This is a genomic window from Janibacter melonis (assembly GCF_003721155.3).
Taxonomy (GTDB): Bacteria; Actinomycetota; Actinomycetes; order Actinomycetales; family Dermatophilaceae; genus Marihabitans; species Marihabitans melonis.
The window spans coordinates 3,025,143-3,050,112 of the sequence record NZ_CP044548.2; the positions used below are offsets into that span (position 1 = coordinate 3,025,143).

The 24,970-nt window shown below is 73.0% G+C and carries 24 protein-coding genes and 1 tRNA gene; 19 read left to right on the forward strand and 6 right to left on the reverse strand.

Annotated features, from left to right (window positions below; translation table 11 throughout):
- Window positions 1-85 precede the first annotated feature (85 nt).
- From dcd to EEW87_RS14510, 6 genes are all read left to right on the forward strand, one after another.
- Window positions 86-667 carry a dCTP deaminase gene (dcd, locus tag EEW87_RS14485; protein ID WP_123091487.1) on the forward strand — a complete coding sequence of 194 codons (582 nt, stop codon included), beginning with the start codon at window positions 86-88 and terminating at the stop codon, window positions 665-667.
- Window positions 664-1,191, forward strand: a complete 528-nt coding sequence (locus tag EEW87_RS14490) for a MauE/DoxX family redox-associated membrane protein (protein WP_123091486.1) — start codon at window positions 664-666, stop codon at window positions 1,189-1,191. The genes dcd and EEW87_RS14490 overlap by 4 nt, the downstream gene beginning before the upstream one ends.
- Entirely contained in the window at window positions 1,188-1,958 is a 771-nt protein-coding gene (locus tag EEW87_RS14495; protein WP_123091485.1) for a hypothetical protein, read from the forward strand. The genes EEW87_RS14490 and EEW87_RS14495 overlap by 4 nt, the downstream gene beginning before the upstream one ends.
- A gap of 92 nt (window positions 1,959-2,050) precedes the next feature.
- Window positions 2,051-2,659 (forward strand): sulfite exporter TauE/SafE family protein, encoded by a 609-nt coding sequence (locus tag EEW87_RS14500; protein ID WP_123091484.1) that lies wholly within the window; start codon window positions 2,051-2,053, stop codon window positions 2,657-2,659.
- The gene (locus EEW87_RS14505) at window positions 2,656-3,153 is read left to right on the forward strand and encodes a hypothetical protein (protein WP_123091483.1); all 498 of its coding nucleotides are present in this window, start codon (window positions 2,656-2,658) and stop codon (window positions 3,151-3,153) included. The genes EEW87_RS14500 and EEW87_RS14505 overlap by 4 nt, the downstream gene beginning before the upstream one ends.
- Window positions 3,150-4,538: an LGFP repeat-containing protein gene (locus tag EEW87_RS14510; protein ID WP_123091482.1), complete on the forward strand. Its 1,389-nt coding sequence runs from the start codon at window positions 3,150-3,152 to the stop codon at window positions 4,536-4,538. The genes EEW87_RS14505 and EEW87_RS14510 overlap by 4 nt, the downstream gene beginning before the upstream one ends.
- A 12-nt stretch (window positions 4,539-4,550) precedes the next feature.
- On the opposite strand, the gene EEW87_RS14515 is transcribed toward EEW87_RS14510, so the two are convergent.
- A complete protein-coding gene (locus EEW87_RS14515) occupies window positions 4,551-5,972 on the reverse strand; it encodes an MFS transporter (RefSeq protein ID WP_123091591.1) in 1,422 nt (473 codons plus the stop codon).
- Between the two features lie 33 nt (window positions 5,973-6,005).
- Here EEW87_RS14515 and EEW87_RS14520 point away from each other — a divergent pair, with 33 nt between their 5' ends.
- From EEW87_RS14520 to EEW87_RS14545, 6 genes are all read left to right on the forward strand, one after another.
- Entirely contained in the window at window positions 6,006-7,433 is a 1,428-nt protein-coding gene (locus EEW87_RS14520) for an amidase (protein WP_123091590.1), read from the forward strand.
- An 84-nt stretch (window positions 7,434-7,517) separates the two neighbouring features.
- Window positions 7,518-8,642, forward strand: a complete 1,125-nt coding sequence (locus EEW87_RS14525; RefSeq protein WP_123091481.1) for an ABC transporter ATP-binding protein — start codon at window positions 7,518-7,520, stop codon at window positions 8,640-8,642.
- Window positions 8,617-9,267, forward strand: a complete 651-nt coding sequence (locus tag EEW87_RS14530) for an ABC transporter permease (protein ID WP_068272559.1) — start codon at window positions 8,617-8,619, stop codon at window positions 9,265-9,267. The genes EEW87_RS14525 and EEW87_RS14530 overlap by 26 nt, the downstream gene beginning before the upstream one ends.
- Window positions 9,264-10,010 (forward strand): ABC transporter permease, encoded by a 747-nt coding sequence (locus EEW87_RS14535; protein ID WP_123091480.1) that lies wholly within the window; start codon window positions 9,264-9,266, stop codon window positions 10,008-10,010. Before EEW87_RS14530 ends, EEW87_RS14535 begins: the two co-directional genes overlap by 4 nt.
- Window positions 10,007-10,933, forward strand: a complete 927-nt coding sequence (locus EEW87_RS14540) for an ABC transporter substrate-binding protein (protein ID WP_123091479.1) — start codon at window positions 10,007-10,009, stop codon at window positions 10,931-10,933. The genes EEW87_RS14535 and EEW87_RS14540 overlap by 4 nt, the downstream gene beginning before the upstream one ends.
- Window positions 10,930-11,925: an enoyl-CoA hydratase/isomerase family protein gene (locus tag EEW87_RS14545; protein ID WP_123091478.1), complete on the forward strand. Its 996-nt coding sequence runs from the start codon at window positions 10,930-10,932 to the stop codon at window positions 11,923-11,925. Before EEW87_RS14540 ends, EEW87_RS14545 begins: the two co-directional genes overlap by 4 nt.
- A 15-nt stretch (window positions 11,926-11,940) precedes the next feature.
- Here EEW87_RS14545 and EEW87_RS14550 read toward each other — a convergent pair whose 3' ends face one another.
- Entirely contained in the window at window positions 11,941-12,636 is a 696-nt protein-coding gene (locus EEW87_RS14550) for an MOSC domain-containing protein (protein ID WP_123091477.1), read from the reverse strand.
- Window positions 12,637-12,733: 97 nt separating this feature from the next.
- Window positions 12,734-16,360, reverse strand: coding sequence for a heterodisulfide reductase-related iron-sulfur binding cluster (locus EEW87_RS14555; protein ID WP_163562468.1), 3,627 nt, complete (start codon window positions 16,358-16,360; stop codon window positions 12,734-12,736).
- Window positions 16,361-16,591: 231 nt separating this feature from the next.
- Between EEW87_RS14555 and cysK the strand changes: the two genes are divergently transcribed.
- Together cysK and cysE are read left to right on the forward strand one after the other, a co-directional pair.
- Complete coding sequence (gene cysK / locus EEW87_RS14560) at window positions 16,592-17,521, forward strand: cysteine synthase A (protein ID WP_123091476.1); 930 nt, start codon at window positions 16,592-16,594, stop codon at window positions 17,519-17,521.
- 4 nt (window positions 17,522-17,525) lie between these two features.
- Window positions 17,526-18,167 (forward strand): serine O-acetyltransferase, encoded by a 642-nt coding sequence (gene cysE, locus EEW87_RS14565; RefSeq protein WP_224767028.1) that lies wholly within the window; start codon window positions 17,526-17,528, stop codon window positions 18,165-18,167.
- Between the two features lie 83 nt (window positions 18,168-18,250).
- Here the strand turns inward: cysE and EEW87_RS16860 are convergent, their stop codons facing one another.
- Window positions 18,251-18,541, reverse strand: a complete 291-nt coding sequence (locus tag EEW87_RS16860; RefSeq protein WP_205473739.1) for a protoporphyrinogen oxidase — start codon at window positions 18,539-18,541, stop codon at window positions 18,251-18,253.
- A gap of 109 nt (window positions 18,542-18,650) precedes the next feature.
- Between EEW87_RS16860 and EEW87_RS14575 the strand changes: the two genes are divergently transcribed.
- A tRNA-Ser gene (locus EEW87_RS14575) sits at window positions 18,651-18,735 on the forward strand.
- A gap of 29 nt (window positions 18,736-18,764) precedes the next feature.
- Here EEW87_RS14575 and EEW87_RS14580 read toward each other — a convergent pair.
- Together EEW87_RS14580 and EEW87_RS14585 are read right to left on the reverse strand one after the other, a co-directional pair.
- Window positions 18,765-19,340 carry a TetR/AcrR family transcriptional regulator gene (locus EEW87_RS14580; protein WP_123091475.1) on the reverse strand — a complete coding sequence of 192 codons (576 nt, stop codon included), beginning with the start codon at window positions 19,338-19,340 and terminating at the stop codon, window positions 18,765-18,767.
- Window positions 19,340-20,872, reverse strand: a complete 1,533-nt coding sequence (locus EEW87_RS14585) for an MFS transporter (protein WP_123091474.1) — start codon at window positions 20,870-20,872, stop codon at window positions 19,340-19,342. Before EEW87_RS14585 ends, EEW87_RS14580 begins: the two co-directional genes overlap by 1 nt.
- An 81-nt stretch (window positions 20,873-20,953) precedes the next feature.
- On the opposite strand from EEW87_RS14585, the gene EEW87_RS14590 reads away from it, so the two are divergent.
- From EEW87_RS14590 to EEW87_RS14605, 4 genes are all read left to right on the forward strand, one after another.
- Complete coding sequence (locus EEW87_RS14590) at window positions 20,954-22,375, forward strand: protealysin inhibitor emfourin (protein WP_123091473.1); 1,422 nt, start codon at window positions 20,954-20,956, stop codon at window positions 22,373-22,375.
- A gap of 9 nt (window positions 22,376-22,384) precedes the next feature.
- The gene (aroQ, locus tag EEW87_RS14595; protein WP_123091472.1) at window positions 22,385-22,867 is read left to right on the forward strand and encodes a type II 3-dehydroquinate dehydratase; all 483 of its coding nucleotides are present in this window, start codon (window positions 22,385-22,387) and stop codon (window positions 22,865-22,867) included.
- 199 nt (window positions 22,868-23,066) lie between these two features.
- A complete protein-coding gene (locus EEW87_RS14600; protein WP_068272603.1) occupies window positions 23,067-23,270 on the forward strand; it encodes a cold-shock protein in 204 nt (67 codons plus the stop codon).
- A 129-nt stretch (window positions 23,271-23,399) separates the two neighbouring features.
- Window positions 23,400-24,938: an LCP family protein gene (locus EEW87_RS14605; protein ID WP_123091471.1), complete on the forward strand. Its 1,539-nt coding sequence runs from the start codon at window positions 23,400-23,402 to the stop codon at window positions 24,936-24,938.
- Window positions 24,939-24,970: the final 32 nt, after the last annotated feature.

A 24,970-nucleotide genomic window follows, 5' to 3' on the forward strand; every position in this document is an offset into this window, starting at 1 on the left:
TCACCCAGGGCGTAACCGCGCAGGGGCGTCGGGGATTCCCGGCCGTCCGGTGCCGGCCGTCAGGGCGCCAACTAGGGTGTGCGCCATGCTGCTCTCCGACCGTGACATCCGCGCCGAGGTCGACGCGGGCCGGGTCGTGCTCGACCCGTGGGACCCCGCGATGGTCCAGCCGAGCAGCGTCGACGTGCGGCTCGACCGGTACTTCCGGCTCTTCGACAACCACAAGTACCCGGTCATCGACCCCGCGCAGGACCAGCCCGAGCTCACCCGGCTCGTCGAGGTCGACCCCGCCGAGGGCTTCGTGCTGCACCCGGGCGAGTTCGTCCTCGGCTCGACGCTCGAGACGATCACCCTGCCCGACGACCTCGCCGCGCGGGTCGAGGGCAAGTCGAGCCTGGGCCGGCTCGGTCTGCTGACCCATGCGACGGCGGGCTTCGTCGACCCGGGCTTCTCCGGGCACGTGACCCTCGAGCTGAGCAACGTCGCGACCCTGCCGATCATGCTGTGGCCGGGGATGAAGATCGGCCAGTTCTGCTTCATGCGGCTGACCTCGCCCGCCGAGGTGCCCTACGGCAGCGCCACCTTCGGGTCGCACTACCAGGGCCAGCGCGGACCGACCGCCAGCCGCAGCTTCGAGAAGTTCCACCGCAGCGGTCTCACCCCATGACCGACGCGCTCGTCCCCTTCGTCCTCGCGGCCGCGGTGCTCCTCGTCGCCGCCGGGGCGCCGAAGGTGCTCGACCCCGCCGACACCGTGCGCGGGCTGCGCTCGGCCGGTCTGCCCGGCAGCCCCGCGCTCGTGCGGGTCCTCGCCGTCGTCGAGGTCGTCGCGGGCATCGCCGCCCTCGTCGGCCCGAGCCGTCCGGCCGCGGCCGCCGTCGCCCTGCTCTACGCCGGCTTCACCGGCTTCGTCCTGCTCGCGCTCGCCCGCGGCGGCGTCGTCGAGTCGTGCGGCTGCCTCGGCCGCGCGGACACCCCGCCGACCCGGGCGCACGCCGTGGCGACGGGCCTCGTCGCCCTCGCCGCCGCCGCGCTCGCCGTCTCCCCGCCCGCCCAGGCCTGGTGGTCCGTGCAGCCCGTGCTCGTCGTCGTGCTCGCCGCCGTCCTGGGCTTCCTGCTCTGGCAGGTCATCGCCGTCCTGCCCACCGCCACCGCCGCCGCTGCCCGATCCGCCGGGAGATCCATCTCATGAGCACCCCCGTCCTCACGACCCTCGTCGTCGTCCTGCTCATCGCCGTCGTGCTCCTCGGGATGCTCGTCCTCGGCCTGCTGCGCAGCCACGCCCTCATCCTCAAGGCCCTGCACGACCTCGGGGCCGGCCTCGAGCTCGACCGCCAGGCGGAGCGCGAGAGCGCGGCGGGCGGCGCCGGCGGGCCGGTCCCCGTCGAGATCGAGCGCGGTGTCATGGCCCCCGCCCGCTCCCAGCACGTGCGGGTCGCCGGTATCTCCGGCGCGACCCTGGACGGCGCCCCCGCCCAGGTCGACCTCACGAGCGGTCGCTACCTCCTGGCCTTCCTCAGCACCGGGTGCACGGTGTGCGGTGCCTTCTGGCAGGCTTTCCGCGCCGAGACCGAGGTGCCCGGTCAGGCCCGCCTCCTCGTCGTGGCGAAGGGGGACGACGGCGAGTCCCCGAGCGCGCTCGCCGAGCTGGCGGAGGGCGGGGCCGAGCTGGTCCGCTCCTCGGCCGCGTGGGACGACTTCGTCGTCCCGGGCTCGCCGTACTTCGTCTACCTCGTCGACGGCGACATCGTCGGCGAGGGCTCGGCCTCGTCCTGGCCGCAGGTCAGCGACCTCATGGGCCAGGCCGTCGCCGACCACGAGCACCGCACCGCCGCCCCCTTCGAGGACCGCGGCGAGCGCGACGACCCGACCTCCGTCGACGCCGAGCTGCGCGCCGCCGGTCTCGGCCCGGGTCACCCGAGCCTCTACCCCGACCCCTCCGGGCGGGACGGCGCGTGAGCCCCGACCCCACCCTCCTCGGGCTCGCGCTCGGGGTGCCGGTGGCGATCGTCGCGGCCGTGCGCGCCACGTGGTCGCCTTGAGGCGAGTCGATGCTCTCGAGCATCACCCCGCTCGGTGAGCGGGGACGCGCCTCCCGGTGGTCCGTCACGGCCGCCGCCTACGTCATCTCCTCAGCGCTCGCGGGCGCCCTCCTCGGAGTGCTCCTGGGTGCGGTCGGCTCGGTCGTGCCCGACGGGGTGCTCGGCTCGCCGGCGGTCCTCGGGCTGCTCGCGCTCCTGCTCCTGCTCGGTGCCGTCCTCGACCTGCGCGCCGGCGGGCACGCCGTGCCGTCCTGGCGCCGGCAGGTCGACGAGGCGTGGATCGGGCGCTACCGCGGGTGGGTCACGGGGGTCGGCTTCGGGGCACAGCTCGGGCTCGGCTTCGTCACCATCATCACGAGCACGACGACGTACGCGGTCTACCTCTTCGCGCTGCTCGCCTCGACGTGGTGGGCCGGCGGGCTGGTCGGGCTGACCTTCGGTCTCGTGCGGGCGCTCCCGCTGCTGCGGGTCCGTCGGGCGCAGACCCCCTCTGACCTCCACGACACCTTCCGTACCCTGAGGCGGTGGGCGCAGCCCGTTGCTAGGGTCGCGGCCATCGCGCTCGTCCTCTCGGGCGCCGTCCTGCTCGCCGCCGCACTGACAGGGGTCCCCGCATGAGGTCCATCGACCGTCACGGGATCGAGCTCCAGCTCCCCGACGACTGGGACGGCCGGGTGCAGCGCCGACCCGTCCTGCAGCCCGCACCGATGACCGACGGGCGTGCGGCGCCGGGGGCGCGCGACGTCAGCCGCCCCGTCCTGCACGTGTCGAACCGTGCCCTGCCGAGCGCCTTGTCCGACTTCGGCGGCGACGTCGTGCCGGGCATGCGCGCCGACGACGTCTTCCTCGCGCTCGTCGACTACGGCGAGGAGTGCGCCGACACCGCGCTCTTCGCCGCCCGTGGCGTGCCGACCCTCGCGCCGTCCCACTTCGCCCAGAACAGGATGGCCCGCTACGTGCCCGGTCGCAGCGCCTCCCAGAAGTTCTTCACCGCCGGCGGCCGGGGCTTCTGCCTCTACGCCGTCGTCGGCTCGCACTCGCGCCGGATGGTCACCGTGCCCCGGCTCTCGCGCGTCGCCTCGACGCTGAAGATCCGCGCGGTGGTCTCATGAGCGCCGAGCGCCAGCCCGCGAGCGTCCGGGTCGTCGAGGCCATCGCCCGCCGCCTGGGCGGCCGCGGCGTCGACCGGCGCAGCGTCCTGCTCGGCACGGCCGTCGCCGGCAGCGCGATCGCCACCGACCCGAAGGGGTACGTGCTGCGCCCGCAGACCGCGTACGCCTCGATCTGCGGCCCGGGCACCGGCCCCGGCGCGGGCTGGACCGTCTTCTGCGCGAGCATCAACAACGGCAAGAACGCCTGCCCCGAGGGCAGCTTCGCCGCCGGGTGGTGGAAGGCCGCGGACTCGTCGTGGTGCGGCGGGCGCTACCGCTACATCGTCGACTGCAACGCCCGGTGCACGAAGTGCACGACCGGCTGCTCCGACGGCATCTGCGACAGCAAGTGCTGGAACTGCTCGTGCTCGCACGGCGTCTCGGGCAGCTGCGACGACCGCCGCAACTGCTGCAGCGCCTTCCGCTACGGGCAGTGCAACACCCACGTCGCCTGCAGCGGTGGCGTGCGCTGCCGCCTCGTCAGCTGCACCCCGCCCTACGAGTGGGAGAGCTGCACCTCGCTCTCGCTCGTCGACAACCGCACCTCCGAGCACAGCTCGGACAAGCTGCCCCAGTGGGGCGCCATCAGCGCGAAGTACTTCGCGATGGGCGAGCAGAAGTCCTACCTCGGCTACTCCATCGGCCCCGTGCGTCCCGGGGGCGTCGGCACCGGCCGCTTCGTGCGCTACAGCGGGGGCCGGATCTACCAGGCGACCTCGAAGGCCGCGGCGGTCCCGGTGCGCGAGGCGGTCGTCAAGGCGATGTCGACCGTCGGTTCGATCCCGACCCTCGGCTACCCGGTGGCGACGGAGTTCATCGGCAGCACGGGCAGCACCCAGCGCTTCCAGAAGGGCGCGATCACCGCGCCGAAGGGCAAGCCCCTCGTCGCCGTCCACGGCACCGCGTACGAGGTCTGGGAGCGGCTCGGGCGCGCGGGAGGCACGCTCGGCTACCCGACCGGTGGACGGCAGGCCGTCGCCAACGGCTACCAGCAGATCTTCGAGCGCGGTGCGGTGTGCCAGAACTGGTCGGGCGGCGAGACCCGCGCGGTCACCGGCGTCCACTTCACCGCGTGGACGACCTTCGGGCGCGGCGCCGGCACGGCGCTCGGCATGCCGACCACCGATGTCTCGACGCTCGCGCGCGGCACACGCCAGCGCTTCCAGCGCGGCGAGACCTGGTCGCTCGGCACCGGCGAGGCGTGGGCGGTCTACGGCCCCGTCCTCGACGCGTGGAAGGCGGCGCGCAGCCACGTCGGCCGCTACGGCTACCCCACCGGTCACGTGCAGCAGCGCAGCGACGGCCAGTGGGAGGGCACCTTCGAGGGCGGGACGATCGTCGCCTGAGCGACGTGGGAGTCAGCGCTGCGTCGTCGTGCCGCGGGTGCCGGCCAGGCCGAACCACGACACGAGGCCGCCGGCGAGGAGCAGCCCCGCGACGACGAATGTCGCCAGCCGGTAGCCCTGCGTCATCGCCGTCGGGTCCGTGTAGTCGTCGCCGGACAGCCCGACGAGCGGGGGGATGGCCGCGACCGCGAGCAGCGTGCCGGTGCGCGCGACCGCGTTGTTGATGCCGCTGGCCGACCCGGCGAGCCGGTCCGGCGCCGCCGCGAGCACGGCCGCGGTGAGGGGGGAGACGAGCGTGGCCAGGCCGAGGGCGAAGACGACCATCCCGCCGAGGACGAGACCCCAGCCGGCGCCCGGCTCGATCGCCGACAGGACGAGGACGCCGGCGGCGCACAGCAGCGGCCCGAGCGACATCGGCAGGCGAGGACCGGTGCGCTGCGCGAGCTCGGCCATGCGTGGTGAGAGCACGAGCAGGAGCACCGTGACCGGCAGGGTCGCCAGACCGGACTCGAGGGGTGACCACCCGGCGGAGGTCTGCAGCTGCACGACGAGGACGAACATGATGGCGCCGAGCGCCCCGTAGACGAGGAAGGTCATGAGGTTCGCCGTCGCGAAGACCCGCGACGCGAAGAGGCCGAAGGGGACGAGCGGCTGGGCGGCGCGACGCTCGGCGACGACGAAGCCAGCGGCCGACCCGACGGCGACGACGAGCCCGCCGAGCACGAGGGCGGCGCTCGCCTCGGGACCGCTGATGAGCAGCCAGGTCGTCGCCCCGAGCGCCACCGCACCGTACACGGTCCCGGCGACGTCGAAGCCGCCGGTCACCGAGACGCCCCGGCTCTCCGGCACCGCCCGCAGGGTGAGCACGACGACGAGGACGCACAGGGGCACGTTGATGGCGAAGAGCCAGTGCCAGCTGAGGTGGTCGAGCACCCATCCGCCGAGGAAGGGGCCGATCGCGGTCGCGATGCCCGAGACGCCGGCCCAGGTGCCGATCGCCCGCGCCCTGTCCTCGGGGCGGAAGCTCGACTGGATGATCGCGAGCGCGCCCGGGGTGAGCAGCGCGGCGCCGATGCCCTGGACGACCCGCCCGACGACGAGCGACTCGGTCGACCAGGCGAGCGCGCAGCCCAGGGAGGCCAGGGCGAACCACACGACGCCGACGAGGTAGACCCGGCGCCGGCCGAGCCGGTCGCCGAGGCTGCCGCCGAGCAGGATGAGCGAGGCGAGCGCGAGGACGTAGCCGTTGTTGACCCACTGAAGGCCCGACAGGCTGCTGCCGAGGTCGCGCCCGATCGTCGGCAGCGCGATGCCGACGATCGTCCCGTCGAGCAGGGCGATGCCCGAGCCCAGGGTCACGGCGGTGAGCGCGAGCCGTCCCTGCGCCGAGGTGCGGCTGACGAGCTCGCGGGAGGGTTCGGTCACGACGACCATCATGCGCTCCTACCCGCGGGTAACGTGGTGGTCATGACGACGACGTCCGCGACCCAGACCCGCGTCCACGCCTTCGCCGACGACGCGCTGCGCGACGACGACGCGACGGGCGTGGCTGCTCGCGTGCGCTCCGGCGAGATCACCCCGCGCGAGGCGGTCGACGCCGCGGTGGAGCGCATCCGCTCGGTCGAGGTGCTCGGCGCCGTGGCCGAGTGGGACGACGAGCGCGCCCGCCGCCGGGCCGACGCGATCGGTGCCGGTGGGCCGGGCGCCTTCCACGGCGTGCCGACGGCGATCAAGGAGAACGTCGTCGCCGCCGGCCTGCCCCTGCGGATGGGCTCCGACGCGGTCCCCGAGCGCCGCAGCAGCCGGGACGGCGACGTCGTGACGCAGCTGCTCTCGACCGGGGCCGTCCCCGTCGTGCAGACGACGTGCCCTCCCTTCGGCTGGACCGCGACGACCGAGCGCATCGCCGACGTCACACGAAACCCCTGGGACACGTCGCTGTCGTCCGGCGGCTCGTCTGGGGGCACCGCCGCGCTCGTCGCGTCCGGGGCGCTCCCCTTCGCCCACGGCAACGACGGCGGCGGCTCGATCCGCATCCCCGCCGCCGCGTGCGGTCTCGTCGGTCTCAAGACGACCCGCGGCCGGCTGGCCGGCGACGAGACGACGAAGGGGATGCCCGTCCCGATCGTCGTCGACGGCGTGCTCACCCGCACCGTGCGCGACACGGCGCGTTTCCTCGCCGCCGCCGAGCGCCACCGCCCCCCGCGCTCGCTCGAGCCGGTCGGGCTCGTCGAGGGGCCGGTCGAGCGACGGCTGCGCATCGGGGTGCTCGTCGACAGCCCGCTCGCACCAGCGACCGACGCCCCGACGGCGGCCGCGGTGCGCGCGACCGGCGAGCTGCTCGCCGGGCTCGGGCACGACGTCGAGGACTACGACGCCGCGGTGCCGCTGCGCTTCAAGGAGGACTTCCTCCACTACTGGTCGATGCTCGCCTTCGGGATCCACCGGAACGGGCCGCGGATGTTCGGCGCGGGCTTCGACCGCGACCGGCTCGACCCCTTCACCCTCGGGCTGTCGCGCCGCTTCGCACGCAAGATCTGGCAGACGCCGTACACGCTGGCCCGCGTCGCCGCGGCGGGCGCCGTCTACGACCGCACCTTCGGCGACGTCGACGTCGTCGTCAGCCCGGTCCTCACGCACACGACCCCGCCAATCGGCTACCTCGCGGCCGACCTCGACTTCGAGACCCATCTCGAGCGGGTCTCCGCGTACGTCGGTTTCACCCCCCTGCACAACGTCACCGGGGCCCCCGCGATCTCGCTGCCGCTCGGGCGCACGCACGACGGCACACCCATCGGCGTCATGGTCCAGGCGCGGCGGGGGGCAGACCGCCTCCTGCTCGAGCTCGCCTTCGAGATCGAGGCCGCTCGGCCCTTCGCCCGGATCCAGGACTGACCTGGGCAAAGAGCCTCGACATGCGCGGGGCGCTGTCGGTGGTCCTCGGTTAAGTTTGGCGAGCCAACGGCAGGAGGCCTGAAGATGATCCGGCTCGACGGAGTCACCAAGCAGTACCCGGACGGCACGACCGCGGTGGACGACCTCAGCCTCGTCGCCCCGACCGGCAAGATCACCGTCCTCGTCGGGCCGTCCGGCTGCGGCAAGACGACGACGCTGCGGATGATCAACCGCATGATCGACCCGACGAGCGGGACGATCACGGTCGGCGACGCCGACATCATGTCGATGGACGCCGCCGAGCTGCGCCGCGGCATCGGCTACGTCATCCAGCACGGGGGCCTCTTCCCGCACCGCACCATCGAGCGCAACATCGCCACGGTGCCGATGCTCCTCGGGCAGGACAAGCGTCAGTCGCTGAGCCGCGCCCGTGAGCTCATGGAGCTCGTCGGTCTCGACGCCTCGCTGGCCAAGCGCTACCCCAGCCAGCTCTCGGGCGGCCAGCAGCAGCGTGTCGGGGTCGCCCGCGCCCTGGCCGCGGACCCGCCCGTCATGCTCATGGACGAGCCCTTCTCCGCCGTCGACCCCGTCGTGCGCGAGCAGCTGCAGGAGGAGTTCCTGCGGCTGCAGGACGAGCTCGGCAAGACCATCGTCCTCGTCACCCACGACATCGACGAGGCGATCAAGCTGGGCGACCACATCGCCGTGCTGCGCGTCGGCGGGCAGATCGCCCAGCTCGCCACGCCCCACCAGCTGCTCACCCACCCGGCCGACGCCTTCGTCGCGGACTTCCTCGGCAAGGACCGCGGCTACCGCGCGCTCGGCTTCGACGGGGCCCGCATCCCGCTGCACGACGAGGCGAGCGTCGTCCTCGGCGACTCCGGCGACGCGGCTCGCCGGGTCGGCGTCGGCGGCTGGGCCCTCGTCGTCGACGAGGAGTCGCGCCCGCTCGGCTGGGTGCAGCCCGAGCGTCTCGGCGACTCCTTCGTCGAGGCCGACCTCGCGCTCGGCGGCACCCTCGCCCGCGAGGGCGGCTCGCTGCGCTCCGCGCTCGACGCGGCGTTGTCCTCGCCGAGCCGGCGCGGTGTCGTCGTCGACGCCGACGGCGTGCTCGTCGGCACGTGCCGGGCACCCGAGGTCGTGCGTGTCATCGAGGAGCAGGAGCGTCCCGAGGGAGGCGACGATGGAGTGGATCCTCGAGCATCCTGACGACATCGCCCGGCTGGCGCTGCGGCACACCTGGCTCGCCGGGCTGCCCCTGATCATCGGCCTGGCCATCTCGCTCGTCCTCGGCTGGCTCGCCCACCGGCTGTCCTGGCTGCGCGCCGTCGCGCTCACCGGCTCCGGGCTGCTCTACACGATCCCGTCGCTGGCCCTCTTCGTGCTCATGCCGCTGCTGCTCGGCACGAGCATCCTCTCGCCGGTCAACGTCGTCGTCGCGATGACGATCTACACGATCGCCCTCCTCGTGCGCACGGTGGTCGACGGGCTCGACTCCGTGCCCGCCGAGGCGACCCAGGCGGCGACCGCGATCGGCTACGGCCGCGTCCGCCGGCTGCTCTCCGTCGAGCTGCCGCTCGCCGTGCCGGTCATCGCCGCGGGCCTGCGCGTCGCCGCGGTGAGCAACGTGAGCATCGTCAGCGTCGCCTCGCTCGTCGGCGTCTCCCAGCTCGGCGACCTCCTCGTCGACGGCTTCAACCGCGCCATCGGCGGCGAGCTCGTGGCCGGTGTGCTGGGCTGCGTCGTGCTCGCACTGCTCTTCGACGCGATCATCCGTCTCGCCGAGCGACTGCTCACCCCCTGGCGCCAGAGCACGAAGGGGGCGCGCGCATGACCTCCTCGATCATCGAGTGGCTGACGAGCGCGTCGTCCTGGCAGGGTGACGGCGGCATCGGGGCCCGTCTGCTCGAGCACCTCATGTACACGGCGATCGTCCTCGTCCTCGCGGCTGCCATCGCGATCCCGCTCGGTCTGTGGGTCGGGCACACCGGCCGCGGCCGGTGGCTCGTGTCGCTGGCCAACGCGCTGCGCGCTGTGCCGACCCTCGGTCTGCTCTTCGCGCTCGTGCTGTGGCTCGGACCGCGGCTGAGCGGTGAGCTGTACTTCCTCCTGCCGAGCGTCATCGTGCTCGTCCTGCTCGCCGTGCCCCCGCTGCTCTCGGGCACCTACGCCGGTGTCGAGGCCGTCGACCCGGCTGCCCGCGACGCGGCGAAGGGGGTCGGCCTGTCCTCCGGGCAGGTGCTGCGCCAGGTCGAGATCCCCTGCGCGCTGCCGCTCATGCTGTCCGGGCTGCGCTCCGCGCTGCTCCAGGTCGTCGCCACGGCGACCATCGCCGCCTACGTCGGCCTCGGCGGTCTCGGCCGCTTCATCATCGACGGCCTCGCCGTCCAGGACTACGCGCAGACCGCCGGGGGCGCCGTCCTCGTCGCCCTCCTCGCCGTGCTGCTCGACCTCGTCGCCTCGAGCGTCGGCCGGCTCGTCGTCTCACCAGGCCTTCGGGCCGACCCCACCCGCGCCACCCATCGGCGCACCCCCCTTCGCCGCTCGACGGCACCCACCACAGGAGACATCGCATGAGCACCGTGACCCGCCGATCGGCCCTCGCCCTCACCGGCCTCGCGGCCCTGACCGGACTCGCCGCCTGCGGCGGCGGGGACGACCCGCTGGCCAGCTCGTCCACCTCGCAGGAGGGCGGCGGCGGCTCGGGCAGCGTCGTCGTCGGCTCCGCCGACTTCTCCGAGTCGATCCTGCTCGCCGAGATCTACGCCGGGGCCCTCAAGGCCAAGGGCGTCGACGCCTCGACGAAGACCGGCATCGGCGCCCGCGAGGTCTACCTCAAGGCGCTCGAGGAGGGCTCGGTCCAGGTCGTGCCCGAGTACACCGGCGCGCTCGCCCTGTACTACGACAAGGACTTCGCCGAGACCGACCCGGAGAAGACCTACGAGGCGCTCGAGGCCGCCCTGCCCGACACCCTCGCCGTCCTCGACAAGTCGGCCGCCGAGGACAACGACTCCATCGTCGTCACCAAGGAGACCGCGGACAGCAAGTCGCTGACGAAGGTCTCGGACCTCCAGCCGATCGCCGGTGACCTCACCCTCGCCGCGCCGCCGGAGTTCAAGAGCCGCGCGCAGGGCATCCCCGGGCTGAAGAAGACCTACGACATCACCTTCGGCAGCTTCCGGCCGCTCAAGCCCGGTCAGGCCACGGTGCAGGCGCTGAAGAACGGCCAGGTCGACGCGGCGAACATCTTCAGCACCGACCCCTCGATCGCCGAGAACGACTTCGTCGTGCTCGAGGACGACAAGAAGCTCTACGGCAGCCAGAACATCGTGCCGCTCGTGCGCAAGGACCAGGAGGAGGCCGTCGCCGAGACGCTCAACGCGGTCTCGGAGAAGCTGACGACCGAGGTCGTCGCGGACCTGCTCAAGCGCACGGACATCGACAAGGAGGACCCGAAGGACGTCGCGCAGGCCTTCCTCGAGGAGCAGGGTCTCGCGTGAGCGAGCCCTCGGTCCTCACGCAGGTCCGAGGTGTCCTCGGCGTCATCACGCTCAACCGGCCGCGCGCGATCAACGCGCTCGACCTGTCGATGATGCAGTCGGTCACCGAGGTGCTCGACCGGTGGCGTGACGACGACGCGGTGCACGCGGTCGCGCTCGTCGGGGCGGGGGAGCGGGGGTTCTGCGCGGGGGGCGACGTCCGCGCGGTGCGTCAGGCCCACCTCGACGGCCACGACGCGGCCGCCTTCTTCGCGCAGGAGTACGCGGTCGACCTGGCCCTCGCCGAGTACGCCAAGCCCGTCGTCGCCGTCATGGACGGCATCACGATGGGCGGCGGCGTGGGGCTTGGGATGAACGCCGACCTGCGGCTCGTCACCGAGCGCACGCGGATGGCCATGCCCGAGACGGGGATCGGCTTCTTCCCCGACGTCGGCGCGACCTACCGCCTGTCGCGCTCGCCCGACGAGCTCGGCACGCACGTGGCTCTGACGGGCGCCACCTTCGACGGGCCGGACGCCGTCGTGCTCGGGCTCGCCGACGTCGTCGTCGACTCCGGTGAGGTGGAGGGGCTGCTGGCCTCGATCGCCGACGGAGCGCCCGTCGAGGTCCCGGCGACGGGCGAGGTCGCGTCGTCGCTCGACGCGCAGCGCAGCTGGACCCGCGCGTGCTACGCGGGCGACGACGCCTCGGCAGTCGTCGCCCGGCTCGAGCAGAGCGGCGTCGAGGCGGCACATGAGGCTGCGCAGGTCATCCGGTCGCGATCTCCGCTCGCCGTCGCCATCACCCTGGCGCACCTGCGCCGCGCGGCGTCGGCGGGCTCGCTTGCCGAGGTGCTCGACGCCGACGCGGCCCTCGCCGCGGCGATGCTCGACGGCTCCGACTTCGCCGAAGGGGTCCGCGCCCAGCTCGTCGACAAGGACCGCACCCCCCACTGGCAGCATGAGCGGGTCGAGGACGTCACCCCCGAGCAGGTCGCCGCCTACCTCGGCTGACGAGGACCCGCGCGCTCACCCGAGCGGGCCGACGACGACCTCGTCGCCGACCCGCAGCACCCCGCCGCGCTCGACGTCGAGGTAGACGGCTGCGCACGTCTCGCGCTCGGCGGCCAGGCGCTTGAGCCATCCGTCGCCGGGCGCGATCGCCCCGTCCTGGTCGATGTCGATCATGCGGCACCGGGGGATCCGCTCGGCCACGACGAGGGTGACCTCGCCGACGGCGACCGGGCGGCCGACCCAGTCGTCCTCGACGAAGGGCTCGTCCGTCTCGACGACGAGGTTGGCCCGGAGCCGACGCGGGTCGGCGGCCACCCCCCAGCGCTCCTCGCACCAGGCGAGGGTGGCGGTCCCGACGAGGGAGACGTGACCCGAGTCGAAGTGCGGGGTGCTCGTCTCGGGGAGCACCCGGACCATCGCCCCCATCGCCTCGCTGAGGTGAGCATCGAGGACCGGGTCTTCGGCCGACGCGGACCCACCACCCCACGACACCTCGACGGTGCCGTCGGACCGCGTGGTGGCCCGGTGCTCGAAGACCGCGTCGCGCCGGCGGAAGCGGCGGCTGCTCTTGCCCGACGCGAGCTTGCCGTCGTCGTCGACCACCGCGTACCAGCGATCCCCGACGAGGCCTCGTCGGTCGACGTCGACGTGCTGCAGGTCTTCGCCGCCCATCGACTTCACCGGGTAGCGACGGATGCTGCGCAGGGTCATGGGCACCCGACGACGCTATCGGCTGCCGACCGGCCGGGCCGCAGACACGACGAAGGGGGACCTGCCGGTCGGCGGGTCCCCCTTCGTCATCGGGTGGTCACTCCCAGGAGGGCTTCGCGTTCTGCTGGCGCAGGTCGTCGAGATCGGTGTCCTCGGACGTGGCCGTGGCGGACGGCTCAGCGGGCGAAGGGGTGTCCGCCGCGGGCTCGGTCGGGGTGACCTCGCCGTCGGTGGGCTCCTCGGAGCCGGTGACGGTCTCCTGCCCGGCGACCTCGGGCTCCGTGGCCTCGTCCGCGGCCGGGGACTCCGGCTCGGGCTCGGGCTGTGCAGCCGGGGCGGGGGAGGAGGTCTCCCAGGACGGCGCGGCGTTCTGCGCCGCGAGATCGCCGTCCGACGCCGTGTCGCCGGCCGGGGTCGGCGCATCCGCTGCCGGCTCGGTCGGGGTGACCTCGCCCTGGGTGGGCTCCTCGGAGCCGGTGACGGTCTCCTGTCCGCCGACGTCGGGCTCCGTGGCCTCGCCCGCGGCCGGAGACTCGGGCTCGGGCTCGGCGGCCGGGGCGGGGGAGGAGGTCTCCCAGGAGGGGGCGGCGTTCGCCGAGGCGACCTCGGTCTCCCATGAGGGGGCGGCGTTGGCCGCGGCCTGGTCGGTCGCGGGGGAGGGCTGGTCCGCCGCGGGCTCGGTCGGGGTGACCTCGCCCTGGGTGGGCTCCTCGGAGCCGGTGACGGTCTCCTGCCCGCCGACCTCGGGCTGCGTGGCCTCACCTGCGGCCGGAGACTCCGGCTCGCCCTCGCCCTCGCCGGCAGGGGCGGGCGAGCTGGTCTCCCACGACGGGGCAGCGTTCGCTGCGGCCGTGTCGCTCTCCCAGGACGGAGCGGCGTTGGCCGATGCGGCGCCCTCGGACTCCCACGACGGGGCAGCGTTCGCGGCAGCAGCGTCGGACGGAGCAGCAGCCGGCTCCTCCTTCGCCTCGACCGGGGCAGCCTGCGGGGTCTCGCTCTCCCACGACGGAGCGGAGTTCGCGGCCGCAGCGTCGGAGGGAGCGGTGGCCGGCTCCTCCTTCGCCTCGACCGGAGCAGCCTGCGGGGTCTCGCTCTCCCACGACGGAGCGGCGTTGGCCGACGCGGTGCCCTCGGACTCCCAGGACGGGGCGGAGTTCTGGTCGGCGACGGTCTCGCGACCCTCGACGGCCTCCGGGTCCTCGCCGGCCTCCTCGACGGCTGCCGCCGTCGCGGCGGTCTCGGCCGCGCTCGGGGGCTCGGGGGTCGCCCCCTTCGCGTCCTGGCCGTCCTGCGGGGCGGGCACGGCCGTCTTGGGCTCGGCCTGCGCCTGCTCCTGCGACTCCGTCGTCCCCGCCGTCTCCGGTGCCTCACGGACCGAGGCGAGGAGCATCTGGGCGATGTCGACGACCTCGATGTCCTCGCTCGCGCCCTCGGACTGCTTGGCCGTCAGGCCGTCGCTGAGCATGACGCGACAGAAGGGGCAGCCGACGGCGATGCGCTCGGCACCGGTCGCGATGGCCTCCTCCGTGCGGTTGAGGTTGATCCGCGAGCCGAGCTGCTCCTCCATCCACATGCGCGCGCCACCGGCGCCGCAGCAGAAGGACTTCTCCTTGGTGCGCTCCATCTCGCGCAGCTCGACACCGGGCAGGGCCCCGATGAGCTCCCGCGGCGGGGCGTACACCTGGTTGTGCCGACCGAGGTAGCACGGGTCGTGGTAGGTCACGCTCGTGCCCGTGGAGGCGACGTTCTTCAGGCTCGACTTCTCCGGGGCGCTGGGGCGGCGCACCGGGGCGAGCTTCTTCTCCCGGACGAGACGGTTGAGCAGCTGGGTGTGGTGGAGCACCTCGTAGGTGCCGCCGAGCTGCGGGTACTCGTTCTTGATGGTGTTGAAGCAGTGGGCGCAGGTGACGACGATCTTCGTCGCGCCGACCTCGTCGAGCGTCGCGACGTTCTGCTCGGCGAGCATCTGGAAGAGGACCTCGTTGCCCGCGCGGCGGGCGGAGTCACCGGTGCACGTCTCGCCGTTGCCGAGGACGGCGAAGTCCACCCCGGCGATGTCGAAGAGCTCGGCCACGGCGCGCGTCGTCTTCTTCGCGCGGTCCTCGTAGGCGCCGGCGCAGCCGACCCAGAAGAGGTAGTCGACCTCGTCGGCGGACTCGACGTCCTCGCCGAGCACCTTGACCGTGAAGGGCAGGTCCTTGGCCCAGTCCATGCGCGCCTTCGCGCCCATGCCCCACGGGTTGCCCTTGCTCTCGAGCTTCTTGAAGAGGCCGCCGAGCTCGCTCGGGAAGGCCGACTCGATGAGGTTCTGGTAGCGGCGCATGTCGACGATGTGGTCGACGTGCTCGATGTCGACGGGGCACTGCTCGACGCAGGCGCCGCACGTCGTGCACGACCACAGGACGTCCTCGTCGATGACGGCGTCGGGCCCGTGCGGGTTGTAGGCCGACAGCGGGTTGTCGACGTCGTAGCCGGTCTGGCCGACGAGCGACATCGCGTCCCAGTCGATCGCGGTCGCCGTGGCTACCGATCCACCGTCGGTGGCCGTCTCGTCCGGCCCGGTGGCGAAGGCCGAGGCGGGGATCGCCCCCTTCGCGGTCTGCGGGCTGGCCGAGCCGCTCGAGATGATCCCGGAGACGTCGCGGGCGGCGGCGACGAAGGGGGCCTTGGCGTGCGCGTGATCACGCAGCGTCATCATGAGCATCTTCGGCGAGAGCGGCTTGTCGGTGTTCCACGCGGGGCACTGGCTCTGGCAGCGACCGCACTCCGTGCACGTGGAGAAGTCGAGCAGGCCCTTCCACGTGAAGTCCTCGACCTTGCCGACGCCGAGGCTGATCTCGTCCTCGGTCTCCTCCATCTCCTCCATGACCTCCATGGAGAAGGGCTTGCCGCCCACCGTCATCGGCTGGAGCGCCCCGAGCGAGGTCGCGCCGTCCGCGTGCCGCTTGAAGTAGATGTTGAAGAACGCGAGGAAGCGGTGCCAGGCGACGCCCATCGTCGGGTTGAGCGAGACGGTGATCATCCACGCGTAGGAGATGAGCAGCTTGACGAGCGCGACGACGACGATCGCCGCCTCGAGCGCCCCCACGGACAGACCGCCGAAGATCGCGCCGAGCCATGCGGTGAGCGGGAAGTGCAGCAGCGTGGCCTGCTCGGCCTCGCCCGTGCTGCGCAGGAGCGCGTACTCGAGACCGCGCAGCAGGGTGATGCACAGCGCGACGCCGAGGATCGTCGCCTCGACGTAGTACGCCTGCCAGAAGGTCGAGCCGTAGAAGCGCGAGCGGCGGCCGTCCTCGCCCGCCGCCGAGCGCGGGTGGTTCTTCTGGCGGATCGCGATGAGCGCGACGATGCCGACGAGGCCGCCGACGGCGAAGAGCTCGGTGACCCACTCGTAGGGCCAGAAGTGCCCGATGAGCGGGAGCACGAAGTGGGGGTCGGCCAGCTGGAAGGTGGCCTGGACGAGAGTGAGGAAGAGGATCCCGAAGGAGAGCATCGTCACCCAGTGGGCGATCGCCACGACCGGCAGACGGGCCATGCGGGTGTGCCCGAGGAACTCCCGGAAGAGCGTCGTCGTGCGGACCGCGGGGCGGTCCGTACGGCTCGAGTCGGGCTGGCCGAGCTTGAAGGTGCTGACGAAGTGCCGCACGGCGCGGGCCAGCATGGCCCACCCGACGACGGTCACGGTCAGCCCGATGACGAGGGCGACGATCTCCAGAGCGGACATGTCGCGAATCCTACGGGCGGGTAACGGGCTCGTCGTCCCGGCTGTGACCTTGCTCGCCGCCCCCGGCGTGGCCGGCGTCGGCCGGCTCGGGGCTCGACGCCGACGGCCTGCCGGGCCGCAGTCTTGGGGGCCGGACCAGGTTGTCGCGATCAATAACAGGGTGTTGGAATAGCCATAACGCGATGTTCGTTATGGCGACGAGCATCACCGACCCCTCCCGGAAGGACCGCCGTGCCCATCTACGACGACGTCACCAAGCTCATCGGCCGCACCCCGCTGGTGAAGATCAACCGGATCATCAGCAGCGACGCGACCGTCGCGGCGAAGCTGGAGTTCTACAACCCCGCGAGCTCGGTCAAGGACCGCATCGGCGTCGCGATCGTCGACGCCGCGGAGGCGTCCGGTCAGCTCAAGCCCGGCGGCACCATCGTCGAGGCCACCTCCGGTAACACCGGTATCGCGCTGGCGATGGTCGGCGCCGCCCGTGGCTACGACGTCGTGCTGACGATGCCCGAGACGATGAGCAAGGAGCGTCGCGCGCTCCTGCGCGCGTACGGCGCCGAGCTCATCCTCACCGAGGGCCCGAAGGGCATGAAGGGCGCGGTGGAGAAGGCCAACGAGGTCGCCGCAGACCGCGAGGGCGCAGTCCTCGCCCGCCAGTTCGCGAACGAGGCCAACCCCGAGATCCACCGCCGCACGACGGCAGAGGAGATCTGGGCCGACACCGACGGCCAGGTCGACATCGTCGTCGCGGGCATCGGCACCGGTGGCACCATCACCGGCGTCGGCCAGGTCCTCAAGGAGCGCAAGCCCGGCGTGCAGATCGTCGCGGTCGAGCCCGAGGAGTCCGCCATCCTCAACGGCGGCCAGCCCGGCCCGCACAAGATCCAGGGCATCGGCGCGAACTTCGTCCCCGAGATCCTCGACACCGAGGTCTACGACGAGGTCATCGACATCAACGCCGAGACCTCCGTCGAGTGGGCCCGCAAGGCCGCCACCGACGAGGGCCTGCTCGTCGGCATCTCCTCCGGTGCCGCCCTCGCCGCGGCCGACCAGCTCGCGAAGCGCCCGGAGAACGCCGGCAAGACCATCGTCGTCATCATCCCCAGCTTCGGCGAGCGGTACCTGTCGACGATCCTCTTCTCGGATCTGCTCGACTGACCCCATGGACCTGCTCGCTCCCCCTTCGCCGATGCCGGATCACCCGACCCCGTGGATGACCGTCCGTGAGGACGTCGACGCGGCGATGCGGCGTGACCCCGCGGCGACGTCGCGGCTGGTCGTCCTGCTCACCTCGGCCGGGCTGCACGCGATCTGGCTGCACCGGATCGCCCACCGCTGGTGGCAGCGGCCCGCGACGAGGTGGCCGGCGCGGCTGCTCGCGTACGTCTCGCGGGCGGTGACGGGGGTCGAGATCCACCCGGGGGCGCACATCGGGCGCCGCTTCTTCATCGACCACGGGATGGGTGTCGTCATCGGCGAGACCGCCCAGATCGGTGACGACGTCATGCTCTACCACGGCGTGACGCTCGGCGGGACGTCGCACGCACGGGTCAAGCGGCACCCGACGCTCGGCGACTCCGTGCTCGTCGGCGCCGGGGCGAAGATCCTCGGCCCGGTCCACGTCGGCAGCAACGTCAAGGTCGGCGCCAACTCGGTCGTCGTCAAGGACGTGCCGACCGGCGCGGTCGCGACGGGCGTGCCCGCGGTCTACCGCTTCCCGCAGGTGGAGGAGCAGCGCGCCGTCACCGAGCGTGACGTCGACCCGCTCGACCTGCCCTTCCTCGACCCGGCGATCTTCATCTGAGGACCGTCACGAGGCATGACGAAGGGGGTGCGACCAGGTGGTCGCACCCCCTTCGTCGTGCGTGGGGCGGGTCCGCGTCCGGGCTAGCGCTCGACGCTCGAGCGCACGTCGCGCTCGGAGTCAGCGCTGATCCGGCCGGCGCCCTCGCGCAGGCGGTCCCCGGCGGCGGTGGCCGCGGTGCTCACGGCGTCGAGCGCGGCGGGGGCGACCCGGGTCTTCGCGACGTGGCGTGCGGAGGCGACCTGGCGCTGCACCGGTTGTGAGCGCCACAGCTGGCCGGAGCCGGCCTTGATCTGGGCGTAGCGCTCTCGTCCGGCGCGGGTGCCGAGGACGTACCCGGCCGCGGCACCGGCGATGAAGGTCAGCCTGGCCATGCGGGCTCCTCTCGTCTCGTCTCGGGCGGGCGAGCCGCTCGGATGTGCTGCGACACTACCCGCCGCCTCGGGTTACGGTGAGGCCCGGCGGCCCCCTCGTGGGGCCTCTGGCGGGTTCGCATAGTGGCCGAGTGCAGTCGCCTTGAAAGCGACCAGGGGGAGACCCCTCGTGGGTTCAAATCCCACACCCGCCGCCCTGGACGGGCCGGCTCGGTGCCAGGTCCTACGGCGCGCTCCACCGGGTCGGCTCGCGCGTCATCGCGACGAGCCGGCTCTGCAGCCGGCGCAGACGCGCCGCGTCGACCTCGCCGCCCCACAGCAAGGCCGCGCTCGCGCCGTCGGCTGCGGCGAGCACGAGCTCGACGACGTCCTGCGGGAGGCCGTCGGCCGCGAGGTTCCGCTCCCAGCGCAGCTGGTCGGCGTGCGCGAGCTCGCGCACCGCGGGGATCGTCATGAGCTGGGCGGTGAGCAGGATGTCGTCGCGCAGCCCGTGCGGGTCGAGCGGCTCGTCGAGGCACGTGCGGACGTAGGCGCGGGTGAGGCGGCCCGGGGCCCCGTCATCCGGGTCGTCCGCGGCCTCGACCGCCGCCCGGAAGCGCTCGGTCTGGTCCTCGGCGAGCGCCAGCAGGAGGGTCTCCTTGCTCGCGAAGTGGTAGACGAGCCCGCCCTTGGACAGGCCCGCCTCGGCCGCCACCGCGTCGAGCGTGGCTCCGGGGCCGGTGCGACGGACGACGGCGGCGGCCGCGTCCAGCACGAGACGTCGGGTCTGCTCGGGGTTGCGGCCGGCGGTGCGGGGCATCAGGCTCGGGTCTCCAGGGGCTCGGGGACGGGTGCGGCCTCGGGGGCCGTCTCGGACGGGATGGTGCGCCAGGCGACGAGCGCCGCCACGGCCATGATGGCTGCTGCAGACAGCGAGGCCACCTGCATGGCCCCGACGAAGGCCTCGCGCGCGGCCTCGCCCGCGGGCGAGCCGGCCTCGAGCACGCCGGTGGCCCCGGCGAAAGAGTCCTGCGCCGTGGCTCGGGCCGACGGGGTGATCTCACCGGGCAGATGCAGGCCGGAGCGGTAGGCGAGGGTGACGACGGACCCGAGCACCGCGATGCCCAGGGCGACCCCGAGCTCGTAGGCCGTCTCGGACACCGACGCGGCGGCGCCGGCCCGGGCGCGTGGCACCGCCGAGACGACGGCATCGGTCGCGAGCGTCATCGCCAGCCCGACGCCGAGCCCGATCGGCACGAGGGCCAGGCCGAGCCAGAGGTAGCCAGGGGCGGCCTCGGCGACCGCGACCGCGACGAGGCCGACGGACGCGACGGCCAGGCCTGCGGCGATGGCGCGGCCCATGCCGAGGCGGCGTCGGGCCGCGCCGACGAGCACGACGACGGCGATGGACGCGAGGGTCGCCGGCATCTCGGCCAGCCCGGCGACGAGCGGGCGCATCCCACGGGCCAGCTGCAGGTACTGCGAGAAGAAGAAGAGCAGCCCGGTGAGGGCGAAGATCGAGATGAGGGTCGCGAGCACCGCGCCGGTGAAGGCCGGGTTGCGGAAGAGGCTGACGTCGATCGTCGGGTCGGGGCTGCGGCGCTGCCGGCTGACGAAGGCGAGACCGGCGAGGACGCCGAGCGCGACGAGCCCGATCGTCGTGAGGTCGAGCCCGTGCGTCGTGGCGTGCTTGACCGCGTAGACGACCGGCACCACGGTCACGGCCGACAGTGCGGCGCTCACGAGGTCGAAGCGACCCGGTGCGGGGTTGCGCGACTCGGGCAGCAGGAGCAGGCCGCCGACGACGATGGCGAGGACGACCGGCACGTTGATGAGGAAGACCGAGCCCCACCAGAAGCGCTCGAGCAGCACGCCGCCGACGAGGGGGCCGAGGGCGAGCCCGCCGCCCGAGGCCGCGGCCCAGACGGCGATGGCGCGGCTGCGCTCGACCGGGTCGACGAAGAGGTCTCGGATGATCGACAACGTGCTCGGCATGATCGTCGCCCCGGCGACGCCGAGGAGCAGGCGGGCGGCGATGAGGGCACCTGCGGTGGGGGCGAAGGCCGCTGCCGCCGAGGCCGCCCCGAACGCAGTCGCACCCACGAGCAGGGTGCGGCGCCGCCCGAAGCGGTCGGCGACCGTGCCCATCGTCACGAGCAGCCCGGCGAGGGCGAGCGAGTAGATGTCGCCGATCCACAGGACCTGGGTCCCGCTGGGCGCGAGGTCGCGCGTCAGGCTCGGCACCGCCAGGTAGAGGACGGTGCTGTCGATCGCGAGGAGCAGCACGGCCCCGACGAGGACGGACAGCGCCGCCCAGCGGCGTCGGGGGGAGAGGGGCGTGGCGGTGCTCATCCATTTACTATACCGACTGGTCGGTGCAGTAATCCACTCGTCCCTGTTGTGGCTGTCGGTGCACGGGAGTTACATGGATCCATGAGCCACTGCGCGATCGTCCCGCCGCACCTCCTCGACGCCCTCGCCGCCTCCGGTGACCCCGAGCTCGCCGCCCGCGCGCGGCACGTGCGAGCGGTCGACGCCGAGCTGCGCCGGGCTCGGCGCACGCGCGGCGCGCTCCCGGACGAGGGGGCGACCCCGGCCGCACCTGGCGTGGGCGGCGCCCGCAGCGTCCACGACGCGAAGGGGGAGCAGCAGCTGCCCGGTGACCTCGTGCGCGGCGAGGGCGACCCCGCGACGGGTGACGCGGCCGTCGACGAGGCGTACGGCGGGCTCGGCGCGACCCGCGACTTCTGGCGGACGGTGTACGGCCGTGACTCCCTCGACGGTCGCGGCATGGGCCTCGTCGGCACCGTCCACTACGGCCAGCAGTACGACAACGCCTTCTGGGACGGCTCGCAGATGGTCTTCGGCGACGGCGACGGCGTGATCTTCACCCGCTTCACCGCGAGCCTCGACGTCATCGGCCACGAGCTCGCCCACGGGGTCACCGAGCTCACCTCCGGCCTCGTCTACCAGGGCCAGTCGGGTGCGCTCAACGAGCACGTCTCCGACGTCTTCGGGGTGCTCGTCAAGCAGCGCCACCTCGGCCAGGACGCCGACGCGGCCGACTGGCTCGTCGGTGCCGAGCTGCTCGCCCCGGGGGTGCAGGGTCGGGCGCTGCGCTCGATGTCGGAGCCGGGCACGGCCTACGACGACCCCCGCATGGGCAAGGACCCGCAGCCGGGTCACATGGACGACTTCGTCGTGACGAGCGCCGACAACGGCGGCGTCCACATCAACTCGGGCATCCCGAACCGCGCCTTCTACCTGCTCGCCACGGCGCTGGGCGGGCCCGCGTGGGAGCGCGCCGGCCAGATCTGGGTCGACACGATCCTCGGCGACATCCGGGCCGACTGCGACTTCGCCCGCTTCGCCGCGCTCACCGTGGTCGCCGCCCGGGCCCGCTACGACGACGAGGTCGCCGCCCAGGTGCTCGCCGCCTGGCAGGGCGTCGGCGTGGTCCCGGCCGAGGGCGAGAGCCCCCAGGGGTCCTCGGACGCGTCGGCGGGCGAGCCGCAGCCCGCTCCGACCCACACGACCGAGCTCACGCTCACCCGGTCCGGGGGTGTCGCCGGTCTCGTACGCCGGCGGACCGTCACCCTCGGCGAGCTGCCCGACGACGACCGCACCGCCCTGGCCTCGCTGCTCACCGATCCCGAGCTCGCCGCGTACGCGGCCGCGGAGCCGAGCCGCCCGGACGCCTTCTGCTACGGGCTCTCCTGCGACCAGCCGCCCCTCGACGTGCAGGTCCCCGAGCCGGTGCTCCCGCCTCCGACCCGAGCGCTCCTCGACCGCACCATCGCCGCGGGCGGTCCGCAGGCCGAGCCCCCGGCCGAGCCCGGCGCCGGCCAGTCGTAGGGTGCCCGGGTGAGCGAGCAGGGGCAGACGCAGACGAGCCGGCGCACCGTCGTCGTCCTCAACGGGCCCAACCTCAACCTCCTCGGCGAGCGAGAGCCCCACATCTACGGGCACGAGACGCTGGCCGACGTCGAGGCGATGTGCGCCGCGCGGGCCGGCGAGCTCGGGTGGACGCTCGACTTCCGCCAGACCAACCACGAGGGCGTTCTCATCGACGCCGTCCACGAGGTCCGGCACGACGCCGTCGGCGTAGTGATCAACGCCGGTGGCTGGACCCACACCTCGGTGGCCATCCGCGACGCGCTCACCAACGTCAGCGGCCCGGTCGTCGAGGTCCACATCAGCGACATCCATGCCCGCGAGGCCTTCCGGAGCCACTCCTACATCTCCGACATCGCAGACGACGTGATCGTCGGGCGCGGCACCGCTGGGTACCTCGAGGCGCTCGACGCGATCCGCGCCCGGGTAGCCTCGTCCAGGCCCCCGGCCTGAGCCGGTTCCATCTCACCGGCTCCGCTCAGGGCGCGCACGTCAGCGGCATTGCTGATAGCGTCGGCGCTGAGTTGCAGTACGACTTCGCACGTTGTCGCGGGTCCGGCCCACCAGTCGGTCTGTTGTCGCGGGTAGGGGATCTTTGCAGCTAGCACAAGGAGCTACCTGCTCCACAGATCACACGAAAGAGATTCACCCCATGGCACAGGGCACCGTTAAGTGGTTCAACGCTGAAAAGGGCTTCGGCTTCATCGCCCAGGACGGCGGTGGCCCGGACGTGTTCGTTCACTACTCCGCCATCGACACCACCGGCTACCGCAGCCTCGAAGAGGCGCAGCGCGTCGAGTTCGAGGTCACCGAGGGTCCCAAGGGCCCCCAGGCCGACCGCGTCCGTCCCGTCTGAGGATCTGACGTACGGCGCGCGCAGCGCGCCACCAGCACCGCACCGAGGCCCCCGGCACTGCCGGGGGCCTCGGTCTGCGTCCCGCAGCATTCGGGCTGGATGGTCACGGGTTGATATCGTCGCCGGGCGATGACGGATGACAGCGAGTGGACGCAGCCCGAGGGCGAGCACGAGGGCCACGGCTCCGAGTCCGAGGGGTCCGCTGCCGCGACCCGCTCGCGGCGCCTCGAGGAGCGGCTCCAGCGGCGCCGCCGGCGGCGGCGTCGTCTCCGCGTCGCGGGCATCGCCGTCGCCTGCGTCGTCGGGCTCGTCGGCGCCGGCGTGGCAGTCGCGGGCTACCGCCTCAACGGCAACATCACCCGGGTCGACATCGGCACCGGCTCGACCGCCCGCCCCGAGAACAGCGGCGGACCGGCGGGCCCGCTCAACATCCTCGTCATCGGCTCCGACACCCGCCAGGGGCTCGGGACGACCGAGTACGGCACGGACACCGTCGAGGGCGGGGCGCACTCCGACACCAACCTCGTCGTGCACATCTCCGCCGATCGCAGGTCCGCCTTCGTCGTCTCCATCCCGCGCGACTCGATGACGATGGCGCCCAAGGACTGCGAGGACCCCGCCTCGACCGTGGAGAACGGCGAGATGCGGCAGTGGAACTACAACTTCAACAAGGGCGGCCCGGCCTGCACGGTCAAGACCCTCGAGGGTCTGACCGGGGTGTACGTCGACCACGTCGTCGTCGTCGACTTCTCCGGCTTCCAGAAGATGGTCGACGCGCTCGGCGGCGTCGAGGTGTGCCTGCCCCAGCCGCTCGAGGACTCCGACGCGCACGTCACGCTGCCTGCCGGGCGGCAGAAGGTCGACGGCAAGGAGGCGCTCGGCTACGTCCGCGCCCGCAAGTCGCTCGGCGACGGCTCGGACCTCGGGCGCATCGAGCGCCAGCAGGCCTTCATGTCCTCGATGGCCCAGGAGGCGACGAAGAGCTCGCTGCTCCTGCGCCCCGACCGCCTCTACTCCTTCCTCGACGCCGCTACGGAGTCGATGACCGCTGACGAGGACCTCTCCCTCGGCGTCCTGCGGGACATCGCGAGCAGCCTGCGCGGCTTCGGCATCGACAACCTCTCCTTCGTCACGGTGCCGACCGAGCCCTACCCGGCCGACTCCAACCGCGTGCAGTGGCAGGAGAAGCCGGCGGCCGAGCTGTGGGACGCCGTGCGCGACGACACCGAGCTGCCGGGCGCGAAGAAGAAGACCACGCCCGCCACGCCGCTCACCGTCACCCCCGACAAGATCTCGGTCTCGGTCGTCAACGACACGAGCGCCGAGGGCCTGGCGACCCAGGAGTCCACGGCGCTCGGCGTCCAGGGCTTCGGGGCCACCGTCGCCGGGACCGGGCCCACCGGGCGGGTCACCGGCGTCCAGGTGCGGTACGCCCCGGGCGAGAAGGAGGCGGCCCGGACCGTCGCCGCCGCCTACCCGGGGGCCAAGCTCGTCGAGGACGACAGTGCCACCGACGCGGTGGTCCTCGTGCTCGGCATGGGTGCGCCGACGGCCCGCGAGGTCGAGGGACGCACGGGCACGAAGGACATCCCGGCGCCGACGGTCTCCGCGCCCCCGGCGCCCGGCAAGATCACCCCGCGCACGGCCACCGAGGACATCTGCGGCTGATCGCTTTGGAGACCACGCACTCGGCCGGTTAG